This is a genomic window from Vicinamibacterales bacterium (genome assembly GCA_035699745.1).
Lineage (GTDB): Bacteria > Acidobacteriota > Vicinamibacteria > Vicinamibacterales > 2-12-FULL-66-21 > JAICSD01.
On the sequence record DASSPH010000068.1, the window covers coordinates 1 to 23569 of the forward strand.

Sequence of the window (23569 nt, forward strand, 5' to 3'; positions counted from 1 at the left end):
AATCCGCTCGGCGTCGGCACGGCGCTGATCGACCGGTACGCGGTTTCGACGCGCGAGCGCCTCTCGGCGCTGCAGTCGGACTTCACGCTGCTCGACGACGTCGAGAGCCAGCTCGCGGTGTTCGAGAAGGACATGGCGCGCGAGTTCGAGGGGCGCATGGCCACCGTCGACAACGTGCTGCTCGAGATGGAGCGCCGCGGCCACGACTTCTTCGACGACACGATGCGGATCGGACGGGTGATGGATCTGCTCAACCGGTCGCGCGTCCAGGAGGGCTTCGAGCGCCAGGTGATCGCCGATGCGCCGCAGCAGATCGAGAAGCGCGTGAACGAGCTGGTCGACTGGATGGTCGACCAGGATTTCCGCCAGTGGCAGCGGATCACCCGTCACCTCGCCGACCGCCGCCGCGAGTTCAAGGACCGCATTCCGAGCGACGACGAGTCGCGGCCGTTCCACGACGAACGGCGGCGGATGGTGGAGACGGTCGGGCGGGCGGCACAGAAGGTCGTCGACACCTACGACCGGCGGCGCGAAGCGAGCCAGCTCGCGGACGGCGCGCGCAACGCCGTGGCAACCGCCGCCGCCGCCGGCGCAGGGGCGCTCGGCCTGGGCACGCTGGTGACCGTCGCCGCGAGCACCGCGGCGGCAGACGTCACCGGCATCATCCTGGCCAGCGTGATCGCCGCGGTCGGCTTCTTCATCATTCCGGCGAAGCGGAACCAGGCGAAGGCGGCGATGCGCGCGAAGGTTGCCGACGTGCGCGCACGGCTGTCGAACGCCCTGCGCACGCAGTTCAAGGAAGAAATCGCGCGAAGCACGGCGCGCATGAACGACAGCATCGCGCCGTACAGCCGGTTCGTCCGTTCCGAGGGGGACAAGCTCCGCGACACGGAGACCCGGCTCACCGCGCTGCGCGGCGACCTGGAGCGCATCCGCCAGCGTGTCGACCAGCTGGCCGCCTGACGGCCGGAAAGGCCGGGCGGCCCCTTCGCCGAACTGGCGGCGCCCGCGCTACGTAATGGCGGACATGAAGCCGGCTGCGCTCGCGGCGTTCGTCGCGGTGATCGTCCTCGCCGGCTCGACCGGCGCCTACCAGTCCGCCACCGCAACCCCACTCGACCGGCCGTTCGGCAAGGCCGGAACCATCAAAATGAAGCTGGCGGCGGGGGACTACCGCATCGCCGGCCGGGCCGACGAACGGATTCGCGTCGCCTGGCGGGCCGATCGGCCCGACCAGGGGACGAACGTCCGGGCCGACGTCGACGTCCGCGGCACGGTCGCGGTGATCACCACCGGCGGGTTCCGTAACGGCGTGCACTTCACGATCGACATCCCGGCGCGGAGCGACATCGAGATCGATTTGAGCGCGGGGGACCTCGAGGTCCGGGGCGTGGAAGGCAGTAAGCGCGTCGAGAGCTGGGCCGGCGACGTGTCGATCGATATCGGACAGCCCGAACAGTATCGACTCGTCGAGGCCTCGGTGCGCGCCGGCGACCTGCGCGCGGAGCCGTTCAAGGTCTCCAAGGGCGGGCTGATGCGGTCGTTCAGCTGGACGGGAAAGGGCCCGTACTTCTTGAAGGCGAAGCTCTTTGCGGGCGATCTCACGCTCCGCTGACAACTTTTTGTAAACCTCGCGGCCTTCCAATCCGTCTGAGGAACCATGAGCCTCCTCCAGAAACTGTTCTCGAAGAAGCCCGAAGCCAAGGCCCGCGTCCGCGTCTGCGTGGAGTGCGGCATGCCCGTCGCCGAGCACAAGGATTGGTGCAGCATCTACCGCACCCAACAGGAGATGGACGCCAAGCGGCTCTCGACCGGGCCGCAGCAGGCCTGACCCGTCCGCCGCCCGCCCGGCGGCCGCCCGACGGGGCCCGCGTATAATCGCGCATGGCCCCGTTCACCAAGTCGGACACCATCTGGTTCAACGGCGCGTTCGTCCCGTGGGACGCCGCACGCGTGCACGTCATGGCGCACGGCCTCCATTACGGCACCGGCGTGTTCGAGGGCATCCGATCCTACGAGACCGACGACGGCCCCGCGGTCTTCCGGCTGGACGACCACATTGCGCGCCTGTTCGCGTCCGCGGCGCTCTACGAGCTCGAAATCCCCTACACCGCCGCCGAGCTGACGTCCGCGACGCTCGAGCTGCTGACGCGTAATCGTCTCACTCGTACCTACATTCGTCCCATCGCGTTCTTCGACGCGCACTCCCTGACGCTATGGCCGCGCGAGTGCCCGGTCAGCGTCGCCATCGCGGCGATGCCGCTGGGCGCCTATCTCGGCGAGGGGATCACCAAGGGCGTCCGCGTGTGCATCTCCAGCGTGCGCCGCTTCGACGCGTCCGCGATCCCGACCACCGCCAAGGCCTGCGGGCAGTACGTCAACTCGGTGCGCGCCGTGCAGGAGGCGCTGCGCCGCGGGTTCGACGAGGCGATCTTCCTCAACCAGCGCGGCGAAGTGGCGGAGGGGTCGGGCGAGAACCTGTTCCTCGTCAAGGATGGCGCGATCCTCACCAATGGCGAGGAGGCCGGCGTCCTTCCCGGCATCACCCGCGCCAGCGTCCTCGAGATCGCCGCCACGCTCGGGATCCCGGCCCGCGTCGCGCCGATCTCCGTCGCCGATCTCTCGGCCGCCGACGAACTGTTCTTCACCGGCACCGCCGCGGAAGTCACGCCGATCGTCGACGTCGACGGCCGTGCGGTGAGCGGCGGCACGCCCGGTCCGATCACGCTTCGTCTCCAGGAGTCGTTCTTCGACGTGGTGCACGGGCGCGACCCGCGGTTCACCCGCTGGCTCGCGTACGCCGACGCGCTCGCGTCCTCGTGAGGGGATGATGCGGACCGTGCCAACGGCGATCGCGCTCGCGCTGTTGGCGGCCGCGGCGGGCGTGACGGGCCGTGGCGCCGACCTGTTCGCGCAGCTCGGCATCCCGATGACGTCCGCCGAGCAGGCCGCGATCACCATCATCAGCAACGGGCTCCACAACCCGGGGCTGCCGTCCACGTCGTTCAAGCTGCTGCCGCCCGCGGTCCGCGCCGAGCTGGCGACGGCCGGCGTGGCATGGCTGAAGGCGTATACGAAATCGCCTGCATTCAAGACGCAGTACGGCAACCTGCGCGAAACCCACAAACCGCAGCCGCCGCAGTTCGAGGGCACGCCAGAAGACGAGTTGAAGCGCGCCGACGACGAGCAGAAGCTGCAGGCGGAGGAGTCGAGGCGGGCGATCGCGAGCCTGCCGGAGGACCAGCGGCGTGCGCTCGAGCGGACGCTCGCGGCGTCGGCAGAAGCGCAGGCCAGAATGAACACGCCGGAGCAGCGCGCGCTGCGGCTGCAGGAGATTCGCGCCGCCCGCGCGGAGCGGACGACGGAATACGAACAGGCAGTCGCGAACTGGCGGCGGCAGTATCCGGACGATGCGTCTCCGGCGATTGCCCGCCGCCTGCGCGAGTTCCTCGCGGTCAGCGCCGAGGTCGATTTCGCCGCGGCGCTGAAGACCACCGAGGACGGCCGGACGCGGTTCGAGAATCCCGCCTACGAGGCGAAGTCGGCGCCGTGGAAGCTGTGCTTCCGGGCGGGACGCGAAGCCACGGGCGCTGCGCGCGTCGCCGTCGCTGAATGGCTGAAAGAGCTCACGAGATGATGCGAATCAACTCGATGTCGAACACCAGGGTTCCCTGCGGCCGGCCGGGCACGCCGTCGTAGGCGAGGCGGCCCGGGATCCAGAAGCGGCGCTTCTCTCCCTCGACCATCATCTGCACCCCTTCGGTCCAGCCCGGGATCACCTCGTCGAGCCCGAACGTGGCCGGCTCACCGCGGCTCACCGAGCTGTCGAACGTCTTCCCGTCCGTCGTCCATCCCGTGTAGTGGACCATCACGCGCGAGTTCGGGCGCGGATGCCGCGATCCGCTGCCGGGCTGGATCACCTTGCTGGCCAGATTGCTGGACGTCCGGACCGCATCGGCCGGCGCCGCGCCCACATCCGCCGGCGGCGGGATCTGCGGGACCTCCGACGACGGACGTGCGCCGCCGCACGACGCGAGGATCAGCGCGGCGAAGAGCGTCAGCGTGGACTTCAGCATCCGTTGATTCTACCGCTCGGATCTTCCGGCTGGATATAATCCGCGCGTCATGCGTCATCACCTTGCCGCCGTTCTCGCGGCCGCGGCCCTTGCGGGCGCCGCGGTTGCCGCCGATCAGCAGCCCGCCGCGCCGGCGCCGAATCCGTACGCCTCGACGTATCAGCCTCTGCCCGCGCGGACGACGGTCATCCGCAACGCGACGATTCTCACCGCCGCCGGCCCGGCGATCGAGCGCGGATCGATCCTGCTGCAGAACGGCAAGGTCGCGGCGGTCGGCGCTGCGGTCACTGCGCCGACGGACGCCGCGGTGATCGACGCGGCCGGCAAGTGGGTCACGCCCGGCGTCATCGACACGCACTCGCACCTCGGCGTCTACGCCGCGCCCGCCATCGAGTCGCTGGCCGATGGCAACGAGATGACCAGCCCGAACACCGCGGAAGTGTCCACGGAGCACGCGATCTGGCCGCAGGACCCGCAGTTCGAGCTGGCGCTTGCCGGCGGCGTGACGACGCTGCACATCCTGCCGGGGTCGGCGAACCTGTTCGGCGGACGCAGCGTGACCGTCAAGAACGTGCCGGCGCGCACCGCCGACCAGATGAAGTTTCCGGGCGCGCCGTACGGGTTGAAGATGGCGTGCGGCGAGAACCCGATGCGCCTGTACGGCGGACGCAACACGATGCCGTCGACGCGGATGGGCAACGCCGCGGGATACCGGAAGGCGTGGCAGGCCGCGACCGAGTACCGCGAGCGGATGCGCGCGTGGAAGGCGGGCGGCGCCGATCCGGCGAAACGCCCGGACCGCAACCTGCAGCTCGAGACGCTGATGGGGGTGCTGGACGGCGAGATCCGCGTGCAGAACCACTGCTATCGCGCCGACGAGATGGCGACGATGATCGACATCTCCCGGGAATTCAACTTCAAGATCGCCTCGTTCCATCACGCGGTCGAGGCCTACAAGGTGCGTGACCTGCTGGCGGCGAACGGCATCTGCGGGAGCATGTGGGCCGACTGGTGGGGGTTCAAGCTGGAGGCCTACGACGGCATCACCCAGAACATCGCGCTCGTGCACGAGGCGGGAGGCTGCGCGATCGTGCACTCCGACAGCGCCGACGGGATTCAGCGCCTCAACCAGGAGGCGGCGAAAGCGATTCGCGCCGGCGCGGAGGCGGGGATCGCGATCGATCGCGCCGACGCGGTCAAGTGGCTCAGTCTGAATCCGGCGAAAGCGCTCGGCATCGACCAGGTGACCGGGTCGCTCGAGCCGGGCAAGAACGCCGACGTCGTGATCTGGTCGGGGGATCCGTTCAGCGTCTACGCGCATGCCGAGCGCGTCTTCATCGACGGGGCGCAGGTCTTCGATCGTTCGCAGCCGCGGACGCCGCGGTCCGACTTCGAACTCGGGCAGGTCCTGCCCGCGCCCCCCGCGAGAGGGGTCAGACCCGGGTCAGAGCCGGGTCAGAGCGGGGTCAGAGTGGGGTCAGAGCGGGGTCTGACCCCTTTGGGCGGGCGCCCGAACGGTGCGGGGTCAGCCGTTGACGTGCGCCGGGCCGCGACCGACGCAGGACCAACGATCGCGATCACCAACGCGCGGATTCATCCGGTGTCCGGACCCGTGATCCAGCGCGGCACCATCGTCATGCGTGGCGGCCGCATTGCCGCCGTCGGCGCGAACGTCACGGTCCCCGCCGGCGCGCAGGTAATCGACGCGGCGGGGAAGACAGTGACGCCGGGCCTGATCGATTCCGCCGTGCAGATCGGCCTGGTCGAGATCCCGCTGTCCGGCCAGGGCACCGCCGACGAGAGCACGACCGATGCGCGCGTCAGCGCCGCGTTCAACGTCGTCGACTCGTTCAACGGCAACTCCGCGGTGATTCCGGTCACGCGTGTCGAGGGGGTGACGCGGGCGCTGGTCACGCCGGGCGGCACCGGCAACGTGTTCGCCGGGCAGGCGGCGGTGATCGACCTCAGCGGCGGGCAGGTGCCGGCGAGCGTCACCCGCGGACCCGCCGCGATGATCGCGCTGCTCGGGGAGCCTGGAGCCGGCGTCGCCGGCGGCTCGCGGTCGACCGCGGTGCTCCGCATCCGCGAGATCCTGCAGGACGCGCAGGACTACGCGCTGAACCGGCTCGCGTTCAACACCGCGCAGCGCCGGGATTACGCGCGCAGCCGCCTGGATCTCGAAGCGCTGCAGCCCGTGCTGAAGGGGCAGATTCCGCTCGCCGTGCAGGCCAACCGCGCCAGCGACCTCCTCGCGGCGCTGCGGCTCGCCGGCGAGTTCAAGCTCCGGCTCGTGCTGGTCGGCGCGTCGGAGGGCTGGATGGTCGCGGATCAACTGGCCGCCGCGAACGTGCCGGTCGTGATCAAGCCGCTCACCAACATCCCGTCATTCGAGTCGCTCGGGGCGACGCTCGAGAACGCGGCGCGGCTGTCGGGCGCCGGCGTGCAGGTGGCGATCGCGTCCTTCGACACGCAGAACTCGCGCAACATCCGGCAGGAAGCGGGCAACGCGATCGCCAACGGCCTGTCGCGCGACGCCGCGCTCGAAGCCGTGACGCTCGCCCCGGCGCGGCTGTGGGGCGTGTCGGATCGACTGGGCTCGATCGAGCCGGGCAAGGACGCCGACCTCGTGATCTGGTCCACCGCCGATCCATTCGAGCTGACCGGCGGCGCGGAGCGGGTGTTCATCAAGGGACGCGAGATGCCGACGGAGACGCGCCAGCGCGCGCTCTTGAAGCGCTACCGGACGCTGACGAGGTGACGAGCGCCCGCACCGCATCGAGGATGCGGGTCTCGGTGCCGTCGGCGAGGCGCGCGGGCTGACCGTAGTAGTCCATCGACCGTTCGACCTCGTAGCCTCCTTCCGGAATCATTCGCCGCGACGCGACATAGAACGCCACGTCGTTGGCATATGCGTTCACCCACAGGCGCGACGCGTCGAGCTCCTTCTTCAACCGCAGACCGTACTCGGCGACGACCTCGCCACCGAGAAAGATCATCGTGAGATCGCGGCCGAACGTCCACGCCTGAATCGGGTAGGCCACCGTTGGCAGAACCTTCTCTCCGGCGAATGAGAGTTCGATCCACTGCAATCGGCCGTCAGGAGGAGCCGTGAGCGGCCGGAACGGCCCGGCGAGCAGTCGATCCACTTCGTCGGCGACGGCCGTCGCATGCCGTTCGACATCCGGGAGCCCGCCGCCGCGTGGATGGGGATTCGCGTCGGCCGCCGCTCCAATGGTCACCATCGCGATCGCGCCGGGGTGCCGCTGCTCGATGGCCAGCTGCGCGGCGCCCGGCCAGTCGCCGTGAATGAAATTGTCCTTTCCCTCGAGCGTGGTGCCGTGGCAGGCATAGCTGACCAGGACGGCGCGAAGGCCGCCATCCGGAGCGCGCACCGTCAGTACCGGCAGGTCGTGATCGACAGGACCATCCGGGTTGACGCCGAAGCCGGTCCACTTGCCGTCTTTGATGACGCGCCGATTGGCCGCGAAGGTTGCGCGCCCCGCCGACCAGCCGATTCGCGCCGGGCGGCGATCCGCGAGTGCGGCGAGCGCAACGCGCTCGAACGCGTCGACGGTTCGCGCCGTGTGTCTGTCCACGGCCGCCTGCTGATCCGGCGGGAGCGGCTTGCCGAAGATTCCCGGGAGCGATCCGGTGAGCACCGGGCCGTTGTGCGTGTGCGTGGCCGCGATCACCAGCTGCGCGCGTTCGATCCCCGCTTTCTGCAGCCGGCGCGCGACCTCGTCGCTCATCTGCCGCGTGACACCGACCAGCTCCGCCGTAATCAAGATCGCAGGATGGTTTCCATCCGCGCCGAACGCGAGTGCCTTTGCGGTGAGGCGCTGCTTGATCTCGGTTGCCGGTTCGGTCCGGCTCCCGTACCCGGACAGCCGTATGGGACCATCGGGTGTGATGTCGATCTGCGCGACGCCGGCAGGAATGAGACTCTCGGCGCCGCCTCGCTTCAGAAACGCGATCAGGTCCGCCATCTGCTGCGGATCGATCTGGTCTTCCAGCCCCTCAGGCATTCCCGAGATGTCCGCCACGCGCATCGACTGGATGCGGTCGCGGGGGATGGTCGTCTGCGCGCCTCCCGGCTGGGCGACGGTGATCGACGAGCCGGTCTCCGACGCGACCACGCCGCCCGTGGCGGTCCCGTCCACGAGATCCACCGACCAGACTTCGTACCGATCGGCAATGGAATGGTTCGGCAGCAGGATGTCGAGCATCAGCGCCGCCGGCAGGCGGTTGCGGACTTCGCCGAGATCGGGGCCGTAGGCGGCGCCGTGGGCGCCGCGGTACTGATGGCAGGTCGAGCAGACGCGCGCGAATACCTGCTCGCCGCGCTCGGCATTTCCCGGCATCGATGCCGCGGGCGCGTAGCGGGTGAGCACGGCGGCGCGGGTGTCGCCGCCGCGGCCGCCGATCGGGCCGCCGAGCAGCTCGCGGGCGCGCGCGCGCAACTCCGGCTGTTCCTGCATCATGAGACGCACGCGCAGCGGGCGATCGACTTCCGTTCCTTTCACTCTCCCGTCGGTCAAGGCGTCGAGCAGCAGCCGCACGCGGGCCGGCTCGCGCATGAGCGCCCGCACCGCTTCGGCGCGGACGGCGGGCGTCCACCGATTCCACCGCTCGAGGAAGGCCGACGCGATCTCCGGACCCTTCAGCTCTGAGAGCGCGCGAACCGCGGCGACCTGCACCGGCGCGGGCTCGGCGCGGCTGATGATGCCGCGAAGCAGCGGCTCGTGGGAGGTGACGCCGTGCAGCGCCAGCACGCGTACCGCATCGACGCGCGCTTCCGCATTCGCGGCCGCATCCTCCGCAATCCTTTCGGCGTCGTTCACCACCGGCATCGCCGCGGCGCCCGGCGGCAGACCAATCGTTTCGAGCACCTGCAGCGCACCGCGCCTCACCGCCTGGTCCTCCGTTCCGAGCACGAGGCCGGAGAGCCGCTCGCGCTCAGGATTCAGCGCCGCGCTGCGCCGTCTGTCGGCGGGGATGCCGCTCGCCAGCCCTTCCAACGTCGCGCTGCGCCACCACGCCGCTGATGGCCCGGCAGCTGACGCCACGGCTCGCAGCACGCCTCGCAGCGCCGTGAGCTTGCGGGACGCCGCCGTGACTGCGCCAAGACGGCGGAACAACAGCCGCCGCGCGTCGCTCGGCGAGCCGCTCAGCCGCTCCGCCGCTGCGCGCCACAACCGCACTGAATCGAGGTTCGCGGCTGACAGCGCGGCGAGCTGCATCCACCCGTCTTCGACGTCGCGAAACAGCAGATCGTCGCGCGCCGCCGCGGCTTCCGGCGTCGTGAGGTGTCCCAGCGTGAGCAGAAGCTGAAAGCGAACCTTCGCGTCGGCGTCACCGGTCATCGAGAGCAGCCGCGGCGCGAGCGCGGGTGAGTCCTTCAGGTGCAGTTCCGCAAGCCTGGTCGCGTTCTCGCGGACGCCCGCGGCCGAGTCCTCCAGGGCCCGTTCGATGACGCGCGCCTCCAGCTTGCGGAGCCCTTCCAGCGTCCAGAGCGCGTGCACGCGGGCAACCGCTGACGAGCCGTTCGCCGCCATGGCCGCCAGCAGCGGCGCGGCTTCTTTCGGCTTCCGGTCGACGAGCAGGCGCTGCGCGGTACGGCGCCACCAGATGTTCGGACTCGCGAGGGCGCGCACGAGCTCGGCAGCCGTGAGGTCGCCGAGGTTCAGACGATTCGTCCACGACGCGGGCGGCGTGCCGGTCGGGACGATCCGGTAGATGCGGCCGCGATCCCGTCCGGCGTACAGGTCGGGCGACGTCGCCGTCTTCTCGTCGAGCCACTCCGGGTGCTCGAGAATCTTCCGGTAGTAGTCGATCACGTACAGCGCGCCGTCAGGACCGACGTAGAAGTTCACCGGCCGGAACCACGAGTCGGTCGAGGCGAGGAACTCGCGGCCGTCGAACATGCGGCTCGCGCGGAACGTGACGCCGTGATCGCGCAGGGTGTCGACATGCACGATGTTGTGCGCCCCTTCGGCGACGAACGTCGCGTTGCGATAGGCCGCGGGGAACAGATCCGCAAGATACGCGGTGACGCCGCACGCCGAGGTCATCACGCCGATGTCGGTGAGCAGCTGGAATTCCGGGTTCTGTGTGATCGGATAGACGTCGGCCGGAATCCGGTAATCCGGCAGCTGTTCGACGACGGACGGGACGATCAGATCGGGATTCCGCGAAGAGTAGCGCGCCTCGAGCACTTCCTGGTAGAGATGGCGCGTGTTGTTGCTGAAGAAGTGGCGGCCCCATGCGTCGAACGTGTGCCCGAACTGGCCGCGCGTGGCGAGCGCCTCCAGCTCGTAGGTGTCCGGGCGGAAGCGCACCGCGCGGCCGCCGGCATTCCGCGGCAGCCGTGGGGACACCGGCCGATCGGAGAACCGCACGTCACTGCCCTGATCACCGAACGCATTCTGGTAGCGGATCGTCCGGACGGTCCCCTCGCTCGAAACATGGATCCAGTTGTCCAGCCCATACAGGGGCGAGTTCAGGTTGTGCTGCGGATTGGTCAGTGCGAAACCGGTGAGCAGTTCGCGCGTCACATCGGCGCGCCCGTCGCCGTCGACGTCCTCGAGATAGAGGATCTGCGGCGCATCGGTGACGATCACCCCCTTCTTCCAGCGCATGATGCCGGTCGGCAGGCGCAATCCGTCCGCGAACACGGTGCGCCGATCGGCGGCGCCGTCGCGATCGGTGTCCTCGAGCAGGATGACGCGTCCGGTGCCGCTCACGTCGAGCGGGTAGCCGTGCATCTCGACGACATAGGTGCGGCCGTACTCGTCGACCTCCATCGCCACCGGATCCGAGATCAGCGGTTCGCTGGCAAACAGCTCGATGCGGAACCCGTCGGCGATGCGGAACGTGTCGAGCGCGGCCTTCGGATCGTAGGGGGGGCCCGATTGCTGCGAGCCAGTCAGAAGGACGACGGAGGCCAGCAGCAGCGTGCAGCCGAGCGTCTTCATAGGCGGGAGGCGAGCTTACCACGTGTTGGCGTTGTACAATCCGCCGCCTGCATGACTCTGACACCCGGCGCGCGCGTGGGTCCGTACGAGATAGCCGCCGCCATTGGCGCGGGGGGCCCGCCTTCGTTCGCGCTGTCGATCGGTGCGCGAACTACGGCGAGGTCTCGCCGTAGCCAACGAGCGAGGACGCGATGAAGCCGGGTGACGTCGTCGGCCCTTACAGCGTCCTCGGTAAGGTTGGCGAAGGCGGAATGGGCGAGGTGTATCGCGCCCGGGATCCGAAGCTGCAGCGCGACGTCGCGATCAAGGTTCTTCCCGATCTGTTCGCGCGTGATCCGGAGCGGCTCGCACGATTCGAGCGCGAGGCCCGCACCCTCGCCGCCGTCAATCATCCGCACATCGCTCAGGTCTACGGCGTCGAGAGCGGCGCGCTCGTGATGGAATTCGTCGACGGCGAGGATCTGGCGCAGCGCCTCGCGCGCGAGGGCGCCATCCCGCTCGACGAGGTCATCCCGATCGCGCTCCAGATCGCCGAGGCGGTCGCCGCGGCGCACGAGCAGGGCATCATTCACCGCGACCTGAAACCGGCGAACGTCAAGGTGCGCGAAGACGGCACCGTGAAGGTGCTGGACTTCGGTCTGGCCAAAGCGCTGGCGCCCCCCGAGGCGCGCAGCGGCCCCGCGGCGGCTGCTTCGATCGAGAACTCGCCGACGATCACGAGCCCGTTCCAGATGTCGCAGCTCGGGGTCGTCCTCGGGACCGCCGCGTACATGGCGCCGGAACAGGCGAAAGGCAAGCCGATCGACAAACGGGTCGACATCTGGGCGTTCGGCTGCGTGCTGTTCGAGACGCTGACGGGGCGCAAGCCCTTCGACGGCGACGATGTGACGGACGTGCTGGCGGCGATCGTGCGGGCCGATCCCGACTGGACGGCGCTGCCCCCCGATACGCCCGCGCCACTGCGCACGCTGCTGCGCCGCTGCCTGCACAAGGATCGGCACGACCGTCTGCCCGACATCGGTGCCGCGCGGCTCGAGCTTCAGGAATTGCGAGCCGGCAGCATTCCGACGCGCCCCGCGTCGTCTGCGCCCGATCGAACCCGCTCAGCCGTCCTGCCATGGGCGCTGGCCGCGCTCGTCTCGATCGCCGCGATCGCCGGCGCCGCGTACACGATCGCGACGCGTCCGGCGCCGGACGCGCGCGTCTACCGCGCGGCGATCGTGCCGCACGCCGCCCTGACAGGAGCGCCGGCCATCCGCATGAAGCTCTCGCCCGATGGCCGCCTGCTTGCCTACGTCGCGCCCGATCAGAACGGTCGCGCGATGCTGTGGGTGCGCCCGCTCGACGGCGGGGCAGAGCGGCCGATCCCGGGCACGGCGAACGCCGCCGCCCCGTTCTGGTCTGCGGACAGCCGCTGGATCGCGTTCATCACCGATGGGAAACTGAAGAAAGCCGATCTCGGCACCGGCGCGGTGATCTCGATCTGCGACGCCATCGGCGCGCCGCTCGGTTCGTGGAGTCGCGAAGACGTCATTCTCTTCACCGGACCGGCAGGCGCAATTGCCCGCGTGTCGGCGTCCGGGGGGCAGCCGGTCGACGTCACCAGGTTGGCTGAGGGGCAGCAAACGCAGATCGCCCCTCATTTCCTGCCCGACGGCCGGCATTTCATCTACAGCGTGACCACGGCGGGTTCTCGCGATCCTGGCGTGTACCTCACCTCGCTGGACGGAGGGCAACCGGTCAAGCTGCTCGACGTCTCGACCAATGTCGCCTACGCGAACGGGCACTTGCTGTTCATGCGGGAGGCCACGCTGATGGCGCAGCCGTTCGACGCGCGGAGCCGGTCGCTGTCGGGCGACGCGGTCCCGCTCGCCGAAAGCGTGCAGACGAACCCCGCGACCGGAACCGGCGCGTTCTCCGTGTCGGACAACGGCGTGCTCGTGTACCAGACCGGCAACTTCGGGGGAACGCAGATGGCGTGGTTCGATCGGGGCGGCAAGGTGCTCGACACGATCGGCGAGTCGAAGTGGTATCGGGACGTGCAGCTCTCGCCCGACGGGGGAACCGCGTCGATGACGATCATGGGTCCCGGCGCGCAATCCGATATCTGGCTGTTCGACACCGCGCGGACACTGCTGCGCAAGTTCACGTTCAACGAAGCCGCCGCGTCCGCCGTGTGGACGCCGGACGGCCGCGGCATCGTCTACGCGGCGCGCCGTTCCGACACTCCCGGACCGCGGGACATTTATCGGAAGGCGGTCACGGGCACGGGTGCCGCCGAGCTTCTGCTGCAGGACGGCCTCGACAAGCTGCCGCTCGCGGTGGCGCGCGACGGTACGGTGATCTATCGAATCGCGACCAGTGCCCTCGCCGGCGAGTTATGGCTGCTGCCGGCCACGGGCGATCGGAAGCCGCGATCATTCGAACCCGGGGTCCGCACCTTTTCAGCCGCGGCTCTATCGCCGGATGACCGATGGCTGGCATACGCCGTGAACGAGTCGGGCCGGCGGGATGTGTTCGTCACTCCGTTCCCGTCCCACACCGGCAAGTGGCAAGTGTCGACGGACGGCGGCGATACTCCAGCCTGGCGCAAGGACGGGAAGGAGTTGTTCTTCACCTCCAACGACAGGCTCATGGCCGTCGACGTGACGACCACGGGCCCGCAGTTCGAGGCCGGCGTGGTCCGCCCGCTGTTCACGGTACGCATGCCGGCGGCGGGTCTTGGCACCCGCTCGACCTTTGCCGCGACCCCTGACGGCGGGAAGTTCCTCGTGAACACCTGGGATGCCGATACCGCGATCGCCCCGGTCACGCTCGTGGTGAACTGGCCGGAGGCGCTGAAGAAGTAGCGCTCGGCGGTAAGATGCCTTCGCCCCAATGCCTCTGACCACCGGCACGCGCATCGGTCCGTACGAAGTCGTCGGCAAGATTGGCGAAGGCGGAATGGGGGAGGTGTATCGCGCCCGCGATACGAAGCTGCAGCGCGACGTCGCGATCAAAGTGCTGCCGGATCTCTTCGCGCGCGACCCGGAGCGGCTCGCCCGCTTCGAACGCGAGGCCCGCACGCTCGCCGCCGTCAGCCATCCCTGCATCGCGCAGATCTACGGCGTCGTCGAGCTGCCGCCGCCCGGCGGCGGTCATCTCGTCATGGAGTTCATCGACGGCGAGGACCTCTCGCAGCGGATCGCCCGCGAAGGGGCGATTCCGCTCGACGAAGCGATCCCGATCGCGATCCAGATCGCGGAAGCCGTCGCGGCGGCGCACGAACAGGGCATCATCCACCGCGATCTCAAGCCCGCCAACATCAAGGTCCGCGAAGACGGGACGGTCAAGGTCCTCGATTTCGGTCTGGCGAAGGCGCTCGCCCCGCCGGACGTCCGGCCGGCGCCGGCCTCCGCCGACAACTCGCCGACGATCACCTCTCCCTTCAAGCTGTCGCAGCTCGGCGTCGTGCTGGGCACGGCCGCGTACATGGCGCCGGAGCAGGCAAAGGGCAAGGCGATCGACAAGCGCGTCGACATCTGGGCCTTCGGCTGCGTGCTCTTCGAGATGCTCAGCGGCCGCAAGCCGTTCGACGGCGACGACGTGACGGACGTGCTGGCGGCGATCGTGCGTGCCGACCCCGACTGGACGCTGCTGCCCGCCGACACGCCGGCTCCGCTGCGCACGCTGCTCCGCCGGTGCCTCGAGAAGGATCGCCGCGATCGTCTGCCGGATATCGGCGCCGCCCGTCTCGAGCTGCGCGACGCGGGGCGTCCGGCCGGTGCTCCCGCGGTTGCCGCGGCGCGACCGGCGGCGCCGTGGCTCGCATTCGTCCCGTGGCTGGCCGCCGCTGCCGCCCTGGCCGCGCTCCTGGCCGTGGCCTGGTTTGCGCGGTCCCGGCCCACACCAACTGGAGCCACGGTCATCCATGCGCTGATCATGCCGCCGGCGCCGCTCGCCGGAGCGCCCGTGCTCCGGCTGCGGCTCTCGCCTGACGGCTCGCAGCTGGCCTTCGCCGCGCCGGACGAGAACGGCCGCGTCATGTTGTGGGTGCGCCCCCTCGGTTCGAACGTCGCGCGGCGGCTGGAGGGAACCGCGAACGCGGCCGCACCGTTCTGGTCGCCGGACGGCCGCTGGGTCGCCTTCGTCGCCGACGGCCAGCTGAAGAAGGTGGAAGCCGCGGGCGGTCCGGTCATTCCGCTCTGCGATGCCGGCCTTTCGCCGGCGGGTTCGTGGAGCCGCGACGGCGTCATCCTGTTCAGCGGTGTCAACGCGATCGTGCGGGTCTCCGCGGCCGGCGGCAAGAGTGCCGCGGTGCTCACGCCCACCCCTGAAACCGGCGAGCGCTTGATCGCGCCATTCTTCCTGCCCGACGGCCGCCACTTCCTCTTCACCGCCGGCACCGGCGGCGGCGCATCGATCGGCGTCTTCGTCGGCTCGCTCGACTCCAAGGAGGTCAAGCGGCTCATCGACGCGCCGACGAATGCCATCTACGCCTCCGGTCACCTGATCTTCCTGCTCGGCACGACGCTGGTCGCGCAGCCATTCGATCCCGCAACCCTGGTGTTGTCAGGAACCCCGCTCCCGATCGCCGAACGCGTGCAGTCGAATCCGTCGACCGGCACCGGCACGTTCTCGGCTTCAGAGAACGGCATCCTCGTCTACCAGACTGGCGCGTCGAGCGGAACCGAGCTGGTCTGGTTCGATCGCAAGGGGAAGCGCCTCGGCAAGATCGGCGAGGCGGGCGCCTACCGCGATCTGCAGCTCGCTCCGGACGAGAAGACGGTGTCGGTGACGATCTCGACGCCCGGCTCGAAGACGGACGTGTGGCTGCTGGATCCCGTGCGCCAGCTGTCGAAACGGTTCAGCCTCGACGCGAACGGCGGCTACGGCGCGGTGTGGACGCCGGACGGACGGCACTTGATCTACGCATCGAGGCGCCAGGAAGCGGCGGACATCTACCAGAAGGCGGTCAGCGGCAGCGAAGCGGGCCGGCTGCTGCTGCGGGACGACACCGAGAAGATCCCGATGCAGGTCTCGGCGGATGGCAAGTATCTGCTGTACAGCACGCCGCTGGGTGCGGCCGCGGGCCGGCTGTTCGTGCTTCCGCTGAGCGGCGACGCGAAACCACGGACGTTCTCCGAGCAGGTCCGGAACAATACGCCGGCGATGATCTCGCCGAACGGCCGGTGGCTGGCCTACGTCTCGGACGAGACGAACCGGCGCGAGATTTACGTGACCACGTTTCCCGACGGGCGGGGCAAGTGGCAGGTGTCGATGGACGGCGGCGACAATCCGCGGTGGCGCGCGGACAGCCGCGAGCTGTTCTTTACGGCCGCCAACAAGCTCATGGCGGTGGACGTGGCCGACACCGCGGATCGCCTGGAGGCCGGCCCGCCGCGCGCGCTGTTCGACGTGCGCGTCCCGGCGACGCAGCTCGGCACGCGCTCGAGCTACGCTCCAACCAGGGACGGACAGCGATTCCTGTTCAATGCCTGGGACGGCGGCGAGACCGTGACGCCGATCGACCTGGTGGTCAACTGGCCCGAACTGCTCAAGAAATGACCGCCCTGTGTCGCTCCGCGCGTTGATCGAAGAGGGGCTCCGCACCGCGGCCGCGCAATCCCCTGATTCAGGCGCGCGCCGATCTAGACCCAGTTGAACGTGCGCTCGACCGCTTTCTCCCAGCCGGCATACGCGGCGTCGCGCTGGTCGGCGCTCCACCGCGGCTCCCAGCGCTTGTCCTGCCGCCAGTTCTCGCGCAGATCGTCGAGGTCCTTCCAGAAGCCGACGGCGAGCCCCGCCGCGTACGCGGCGCCGAGCGCCGTCGTCTCGGCGACCACCGGACGCACGACCGGCACGCCGAGGATGTCGGCCTGGAGCTGCATCAGCGTGTCGTTCACGGTCGCGCCGCCGTCCACTTTGAGCACCTCGAGGCGCACCCCCGAGTCCTGGACCATGGCGTCGAGGACGGCGCGCGTCTGGAAGCAGATCGCTTCGAGCGTCGCCCGCGCGAGATGGGCCTTGGTGTTGAAGCGTGAGAGGCCGACGATCGCGCCGCGCGCGTCGGACCGCCAGTACGGAGCGAACAGGCCCGAGAAGGCGGGGACGAAGTAGATGCCGCCGTTGTCCGGAACGGAGTTCGCCAGCGCCTCGATCTCGGACGCCGACGCCAGGATCCCGAGCTGATCGCGCAGCCACTGCACCGCCGATCCGGTGACCGCGATCGATCCTTCCAGCGCGTAGATGGTTTCGCCGCCCATGCGGTAACAGACCGTCGTCAGCAGTCCCGCCTTCGACGGGACGATGCTGCTGCCGGTGTTGAGCAGCATGAAGTTGCCCGTGCCGTAGGTGTTCTTCGCCTCGCCGGGGTTGATGCACACCTGGCCCACCGTGGCGGCCTGCTGGTCGCCGAGGTCGCCGGCGACCGGGATCTCGCCGCCGGCCGGGCCCGCGGCGCGGGTGATGCCGAACGCCCGGCGATCGGCCGACGCCTGTATCGCCGGCAGCATGGCGCGCGGCACGTTGAAGATGCGCAGCAGGTCGTCGTCCCACTGACAGGTCTTCAGATCCATCAGCATCGTCCGGCTGGCGTTGGTGACGTCGGTGACGTGCACGCCGCCGTCGCGCCCGCCGGTGAGGTTCCAGATCACCCAGGTGTCGGGATTGCCGAACACCGCTTCGCCCCGGTTCGCGGCGTCGCGCACGCCGGGAACGTTGTCGAGGATCCATTGAATCTTCGCGCCGGAGAAGTAGGTCGCGGGCGGCAGCCCGGTGCGGCTCCGAATCAGCCCCGCGTCGCGCTCCGAGAGCGCGTTGATGATCCGATCCGTCCGCGTGTCCTGCCAGACGATGGCGTTGTGCCAGGGATGCCCCGTCTTCGGGTTCCAGACGATCGTCGTCTCCCGCTGGTTGGTCACGCCGATGGCGGCGAAGTCGCGCGCGGTGAGATTCGCGTTGCGCATCGCGCGCGCGATCGTCTCGTCGGTGCGGCCGGCGATCTCCAGCGGATCGTGCTCCACCCAGCCCGGCTGCGGCAGGATCTGCTGGTGCTCGAGCTGATGGCGCGAGATCTCGTTGCCGCCGTGATCGAACACCATGAACCGCGTGCTGGTCGTGCCCTGATCCACCGCGCCGACGTAACGGGCTCCTCTGGTCATGTCTGCCTCAGAATCCAATCAGGTAATAGAGACCGGCGCCGGCGATGCCGCCGACGATGGGGCCGACGACCGGGATCCAGGCGTATTCCCAGCCGGAGCCCCCTTTGCCGGCGACGGGCAGGATCGCGTGCGCGATGCGCGGCCCGAGATCGCGCGCCGGGTTGATGGCGTAGCCGGTCGGGCCGCCGAGCGACAGCCCGATGCCGAACACCAGGATGCCGACGAGCAGCGGCTGCAGGCCGCGGCTGAAGACGAACGACAGGTCGACGTCCCCCGGCTTCGAGAGCGTCTGCGCGTTGGCGGCAATCGCCAGAATGCCGAACAGGAGCACCGCGGTGCCGATCGCTTCGCTGATCAGGTTCGGGCCGGTGCTGCGGATCGCCGGCGCAGTGCAGAAGATCCCCAGCTTCGCCCCCTGGTCGGCGGTCACGCGCCAGTGGGGCAGGTACATCACCCACACCAGGACGGCGCCGAGAATCGCGCCGATCATCTGCGCGGCGACATAGGCCGGCACCTCGGCCCAGGAGAAGCTCCCGATCGCGGCGAGCGCGATGGTGACGGCCGGATTCAGGTGCGCGCCGCTGACGCGGCCGACCGCGTACACGGCGACCGCGACCGCGATGCCCCACCCCGCGGTGATGACGATCCAGCCGGAGTTCTGTCCCTTGCTGCGCTCGAGCAGGACGTTCGCGACCACGCCGTCCCCCAGAAGAATCAGGATCATCGTCCCGATGAGTTCCGCCAGATATGTCTGCATGGGCGGGGAGTATATCGCGGCGCCTTGGCAGAAAATCCTCTCAGCCGTGGGCCACTTGGCGGTACAGTGCGTCTCGCACTGGCAGTCCATTACAGGGGGGGCAGCATGGTGTTTCGCAGTCTGCTGGGCGTGCTGACGCTGAGCCTTTTCGCCACGACCGCCGTTGCGCAGGAAGCGCGCGGCACGATCCAGGGCCGCGTCTCGGATCCGACCGGTAGCGCCGTCCCGGGCGCGCTCGTCGAAGTATTGAACGTCGAAACCGGCGTCGTGACGCCGACGACGTCGAATGCAGAAGGCAGCTATCGCGTGCCGTTCCTCAACCCGGGAACGTATCGGGTCACGGTGACGCTGGACGGGTTCAGCAAGTTCGTGAGCGAGGATCTGCGGCTCCATGTCGCGGCGGTCCTCAACGTCGACGCGCCGCTGAAAGTCGGAAGCCGCACCGAGGAGGTCACCGTGACGGCGTCGACGACGACGGTGGACAACGCCACGGCGGAACTCGGCCAGGTCATCGATGCCCGGCGCATCGCGGAGCTCCCGATCCGCGAGGGCAGCGCCGTGGAGCTGGTCGTGCTGGCGCCAGGCGTGCAGAACACGACCGACCTGCGCTCGCGCAAGGCCGCGTTCAACAACGGCCTGTCGCAGTTCTCCAGCGATGGCGCCGGCGACAAACGGAACGACTTCACGATCGACGGCGTCGCCAACGTCGCCATGGATCGCGTCGCGTACAGCCCGCCGTCGGCGTCGGTCGAGGAATTCAAGATCCACACGAGCTCGTACGACGCCGCCGTCGGCAACGCCATGGGCGCGTCCGTCAACCTCGTGACCAAGAGCGGGACGAACACGATTCGCGGCCAGGCGTACGAGTGGTTCCGCGGTTCCGCGCTCGACTCGCGCCAGTTCTTCGACAAGCTCAACAACCGGCCGAAACGCGACTACGAGGACAATCGATTCGGCGGCGCCGTGGGCGGGCCGATTCGCACCAACAAGACGTTCTACTTCGGCAACTTCGAAGCGAACATCTGGCAGGGACCGCAGCCGCAGATCCTGACGGTCCCGACGGCGAAGATGCGGTCGGGGGACTTCTCGGAGCTGCTGGCGCTCGGCCCGCAGTATCAGATCTACAACCCGTTCACGACGCGGCCGGCGGCCGGCGGGCGCTTCGTCCGCGACCCGTTCGTCGGTAACATCATTCCGCCGCACCTGATCGATCCGATCGCGAAGAAGATCCTCGACTACTACCCGCTGCCGAATATCCAGGGCACGGCGGATCACCGCAACAACTTCCAGAACCCGACGGCGGTCGCCTTCGAGGAATACTGGACGGCCACCGGCCGCATCGATCACAACTTCTCGGCGAAACACCGGCTCTACGGCCGTCTGAGCTGGGACTTCTGGGAAGAGGAAAAAGACGACCGGTTCGACAACGTCGCCACCGGCATCTTCCTCAACCGCAAGAACCGGATCCTCGCGGTCGACGACGCCTACACGCTCCGGAACAACCTGCTGATCAACGTCCGGGGCGGCTTCACGCGGCAGCTGTTCCCGGAGCGCCGCCGCAGCCAGGGCGTCGATCTCGCCGGCCTCGGCTTCTCGCAGACGCTGCTGTCGCTCATTCCCGATCGCAGCCGCGCGACGCTGCCGTTCGTCGACTTCGACAACTTCCAGGACCTGAGCCCCTGGGAATCGGGCGACGGGTATTTCACGACCGACGTCTACTCCGCGATCGGCAACGTGCTGTGGCTGATCGGCCGGCACAGCACGAAGTTCGGCACGGAGTACCGCCGCTACGTCGAAGATGCCAGCCGCTTCCCGCGCGCCGTGTCGCCGCAGATCAACTTCGGCACGACCTGGACGCGCGGCCCGCTCGACAATTCGACCGCGGCGCCGATGGGCCAGGACCTCGCGTCGTTCCTGCTCGGTCTGCCGACCGGCGGCTCGATGCAGCGCGCCGCGGCGTACCGGGAAACGAGCAGCGTGCTGTCGCTTTACGCGCACGACGACTGGCGGGTGCGCAACAACCTGACGCTGAACCTCGGCGTGCGGTGGGAAATCGAAGGACCGCTGACGGAGGCCGGCAATCAGTTCATCAGCGGCTTCGACTTCACCGGCGCGCCGCAGATAGCGCCGGCGGCCGAAGCCAATTACGCGCGCAATCCGATCGCGGACGTGCCGGTCAGCCAGTTCAAGGTGCGCGGCGGTCTGCTCTATCCGGACACCGGCGGTCCGAAGACGCCCTTCGATCGCCGCTGGGGCAACATCATGCCGCGCGCCGGCTTCGCCTGGCTCGCCACGCCGAAGACGTCGGTGCGCGGCGGCTACGGCATGTATTACGACATGCTCGGCGCCAACCGGCTCACCGTCAACCAGGTCGGGTACTCGCGCGACACCTCGCTGACGGCGTCGCTCGACAACGGGCAGACGTTCGTCGCCACCCTCGCCAACCCGTTCCCCAACGGTCTGCTCGAGCCGGTCGGCTCCAGCCTGGGTCTGATGACGTCGGTCGGTCAGGGAATCACATTCCCCTACGTCGGCGAGGTGAAGACGCCGCGCACGCACCGCACCTCGATCGGCATCCAGCGCGAGTTGCCGCTCCGGCTGCTGGTCGAAGCGACCTATGTCGGCTCGTGGGGCGAGGATCTGCCGGTGACGCGCCAGCTGAATGCCGTACCGCGGCAGTACTTCTCGACCTCGCCGACGCGCGACAACACGACGAACAACGTCCTCACCCAGCAGGTGCCGAACCCGTTCGCCGGGCTGCTGCCGGGCACCGGGCTGAACGGTGCCAACGTCGCGCGCAGCCAGCTGCTGCGGCCCTACCCGCAGTTCACGTCGGTCCAGGCGAGCGAGAACATCGGCAGCTCCAGCTACAACGCGCTGCAGCTGCGCATCGAGCGCCGCATGGCGAAGGGCGTCACCGTGCAGGCCGGCTACAGCTGGTCGAAGTCGATCATGCAGGCCGGCACCGCGTCGAATCCGGGGACGTCCGGGTTCCTCAACGAGTTCGACGAGACACCCGAGCGCGTCATCAGCCCGTGGGATCGCGCGCACACGTTTTCGTCGAGCGGTCTCGTCGAGCTGCCCGTCGGCCGGGGCCGCCGGTGGGGACGCAGCTGGCGCGGCGTGACGAACATCGTGCTCGGCGGCTGGCAGGTCAGCTACATCTACAAGGCGCAGAGCGGCGCGCCGCTCGGCTTCGGCAACTTCCTGTTCGCCGCCGGCAAGACGATCGACGACGTCGCGATCGACAACCCGACCTACCAGCGCTGGTTCAACGTCGATGCGTTCAACCGCGCGACCGCGGAGCAGCTCGTCTCGAACGTCCGGACGCAGCCGAGCCGCTTCGAAGAAGTGCGCGGGCCGGGCTACTCGCTGCTCGACCTCGGCCTGCTGAAGAACATCGGCCTCGGCGGGTCGCGGCAGCTGCAGGTCCGGTTCGAGCTCTATAACGCGCTCGATACCGTGAACCTCGCCGGCCCGAACACCGCGCCGACCAACTCGGCGTTCGGCACGATCACGGCACAGAACGGCCTGTCGCGGCAACTGCAGATCGCCGCGCGTCTGAGCTTCTGACAGGTGACTCGGCCGGCCGATATGCCCGCCGGCCTGCGGCTCGCCGGCGCGGGCGGCCGCTGCTCGTGATTGGCCTCGTCGCCAGCGACCTGCCGGCTCGGCGGCCCGTGCGGATCGACCCGGAACGTGGCCTTGTGCGCGGCGTTGCCGCCTTCGCCGAGCTTCGGCGAGCCTGCGGATATAATCGGCGCGTTTGCCGCTCGCCCCAGGCACACGCGTCGGTGTCTACGAGATCGCCGCCGCGATCGGCGCGGGCGGACCTGCCTCCGCTCGCGCGCGAATGGCACCGCGCGAGCGACGGCGAGGTCTCGCCGAAGCCCAACCTGGGAGGATCTCGTGATCGGACCAAAAGTCGGCCCGTACGAGGTTCTTGCCAAGCTGGGCGAAGGCGGGATGGGCGAGGTGTATCGCGCCCGCGATCCGCGCCTGAACCGGGATGTCGCCCTCAAAGTCCTTCCCGATCTGTTCGCCCTCGACCCGGAGCGGCTGACGCGATTCACCCGTGAAGCGCAGGCACTCGCCTCGTTGAATCATCCGAACGTCGCGCATGTGTACGGCGTCGAAGATCGCGCCCTCGTGATGGAGCTCATCGAGGGCGAGGATCTCGCGCAGCGCCTGGCCCGCGGCGCGATTGCCGTCGACGAGGCCGTGCCGCTTGCGCTGCAGATCGCGGCCGGTCTCGAAGCGGCGCACGAACGCGGGATCGTGCACCGCGATCTCAAGCCGGGCAACATCCGCCTGACACCCGACGGCACGGTGAAGATCCTCGATTTCGGCCTGGCGAAAGCCATGAACGAGGATGCCGGTGCTGCAGCGGATCCGCTGAACTCGCCGACGTTCACCTCTCCTGCCACGCAGATGGGCGTGATCCTGGGCACCGCCGCCTACATGGCGCCGGAGCAGGCGCGCGGAAAGCCGGTCGACAAGCGCGCCGACATCTGGGCGTTCGGGTGTGTCGTCTACGAGATGCTCACCGCGAAGCGTCCGTTCGGCGGGGAGACGGTGACCGACGCGCTCGCCGCGATCGTCAAGGAGGAGCCGGACTGG

General features: G+C 69.1%; 14 protein-coding genes. 10 read left to right on the plus strand and 4 right to left on the minus strand.

Annotation, left to right across the window (positions count from 1 at the left end):
* The 5 genes from VFK57_15450 to VFK57_15470 all read left to right on the plus strand — a co-directional run.
* Positions 1 to 963 (plus strand): hypothetical protein (locus VFK57_15450; protein ID HET7697106.1); only part of this gene is annotated, 963 nt, incomplete at its 5' end.
* Between the two features lie 64 nt (positions 964 to 1027).
* On the plus strand, positions 1028 to 1615 hold the full coding sequence (locus VFK57_15455) for a hypothetical protein (GenBank protein HET7697107.1): 588 nt from the start codon (positions 1028 to 1030) through the stop codon (positions 1613 to 1615).
* 45 nt (positions 1616 to 1660) lie between these two features.
* Positions 1661 to 1831, plus strand: coding sequence for a hypothetical protein (locus VFK57_15460; protein HET7697108.1), 171 nt, complete (start codon positions 1661 to 1663; stop codon positions 1829 to 1831).
* Between the two features lie 53 nt (positions 1832 to 1884).
* The gene (locus tag VFK57_15465) at positions 1885 to 2823 is read left to right on the plus strand and encodes a branched-chain amino acid transaminase (GenBank protein ID HET7697109.1); all 939 of its coding nucleotides are present in this window, start codon (positions 1885 to 1887) and stop codon (positions 2821 to 2823) included.
* Between the two features lie 7 nt (positions 2824 to 2830).
* Positions 2831 to 3637, plus strand: a complete 807-nt coding sequence (locus tag VFK57_15470; protein ID HET7697110.1) for a hypothetical protein — start codon at positions 2831 to 2833, stop codon at positions 3635 to 3637.
* On the opposite strand, the gene VFK57_15475 is transcribed toward VFK57_15470, so the two are convergent.
* Positions 3627 to 4076 (minus strand): FKBP-type peptidyl-prolyl cis-trans isomerase, encoded by a 450-nt coding sequence (locus tag VFK57_15475; GenBank protein ID HET7697111.1) that lies wholly within the window; start codon positions 4074 to 4076, stop codon positions 3627 to 3629. The genes VFK57_15470 and VFK57_15475 overlap by 11 nt on opposite strands.
* 49 nt (positions 4077 to 4125) lie before the next feature.
* Here VFK57_15475 and VFK57_15480 point away from each other — a divergent pair, with 49 nt between their 5' ends.
* Positions 4126 to 6834 carry an amidohydrolase family protein gene (locus VFK57_15480; protein HET7697112.1) on the plus strand — a complete coding sequence of 903 codons (2709 nt, stop codon included), beginning with the start codon at positions 4126 to 4128 and terminating at the stop codon, positions 6832 to 6834.
* On the opposite strand, the gene VFK57_15485 is transcribed toward VFK57_15480, so the two are convergent.
* A complete protein-coding gene (locus VFK57_15485) occupies positions 6761 to 11050 on the minus strand; it encodes a neutral/alkaline non-lysosomal ceramidase N-terminal domain-containing protein (protein HET7697113.1) in 4290 nt (1429 codons plus the stop codon). The two genes, VFK57_15480 and VFK57_15485, sit on opposite strands and share 74 nt — an antisense overlap.
* A 191-nt stretch (positions 11051 to 11241) precedes the next feature.
* On the opposite strand from VFK57_15485, the gene VFK57_15490 reads away from it, so the two are divergent.
* Together VFK57_15490 and VFK57_15495 are read left to right on the plus strand one after the other, a co-directional pair.
* On the plus strand, positions 11242 to 13899 hold the full coding sequence (locus VFK57_15490) for a protein kinase (protein ID HET7697114.1): 2658 nt from the start codon (positions 11242 to 11244) through the stop codon (positions 13897 to 13899).
* A gap of 28 nt (positions 13900 to 13927) precedes the next feature.
* Entirely contained in the window at positions 13928 to 16597 is a 2670-nt protein-coding gene (locus VFK57_15495; protein HET7697115.1) for a protein kinase, read from the plus strand.
* Positions 16598 to 16680: 83 nt separating this feature from the next.
* Here VFK57_15495 and glpK read toward each other — a convergent pair whose 3' ends face one another.
* Both glpK and VFK57_15505 read right to left on the minus strand, forming a co-directional pair.
* Positions 16681 to 18192, minus strand: coding sequence for a glycerol kinase GlpK (gene glpK / locus VFK57_15500; protein HET7697116.1), 1512 nt, complete (start codon positions 18190 to 18192; stop codon positions 16681 to 16683).
* Between the two features lie 7 nt (positions 18193 to 18199).
* On the minus strand, positions 18200 to 18949 hold the full coding sequence (locus VFK57_15505) for an MIP/aquaporin family protein (protein ID HET7697117.1): 750 nt from the start codon (positions 18947 to 18949) through the stop codon (positions 18200 to 18202).
* A gap of 105 nt (positions 18950 to 19054) precedes the next feature.
* Between VFK57_15505 and VFK57_15510 the strand changes: the two genes are divergently transcribed.
* Both VFK57_15510 and VFK57_15515 read left to right on the plus strand, forming a co-directional pair.
* The gene (locus tag VFK57_15510) at positions 19055 to 22522 is read left to right on the plus strand and encodes a carboxypeptidase regulatory-like domain-containing protein (protein HET7697118.1); all 3468 of its coding nucleotides are present in this window, start codon (positions 19055 to 19057) and stop codon (positions 22520 to 22522) included.
* A gap of 336 nt (positions 22523 to 22858) precedes the next feature.
* A partial coding sequence (locus tag VFK57_15515; GenBank protein HET7697119.1) for a serine/threonine-protein kinase occupies positions 22859 to 23569 on the plus strand: 711 nt, incomplete at its 3' end.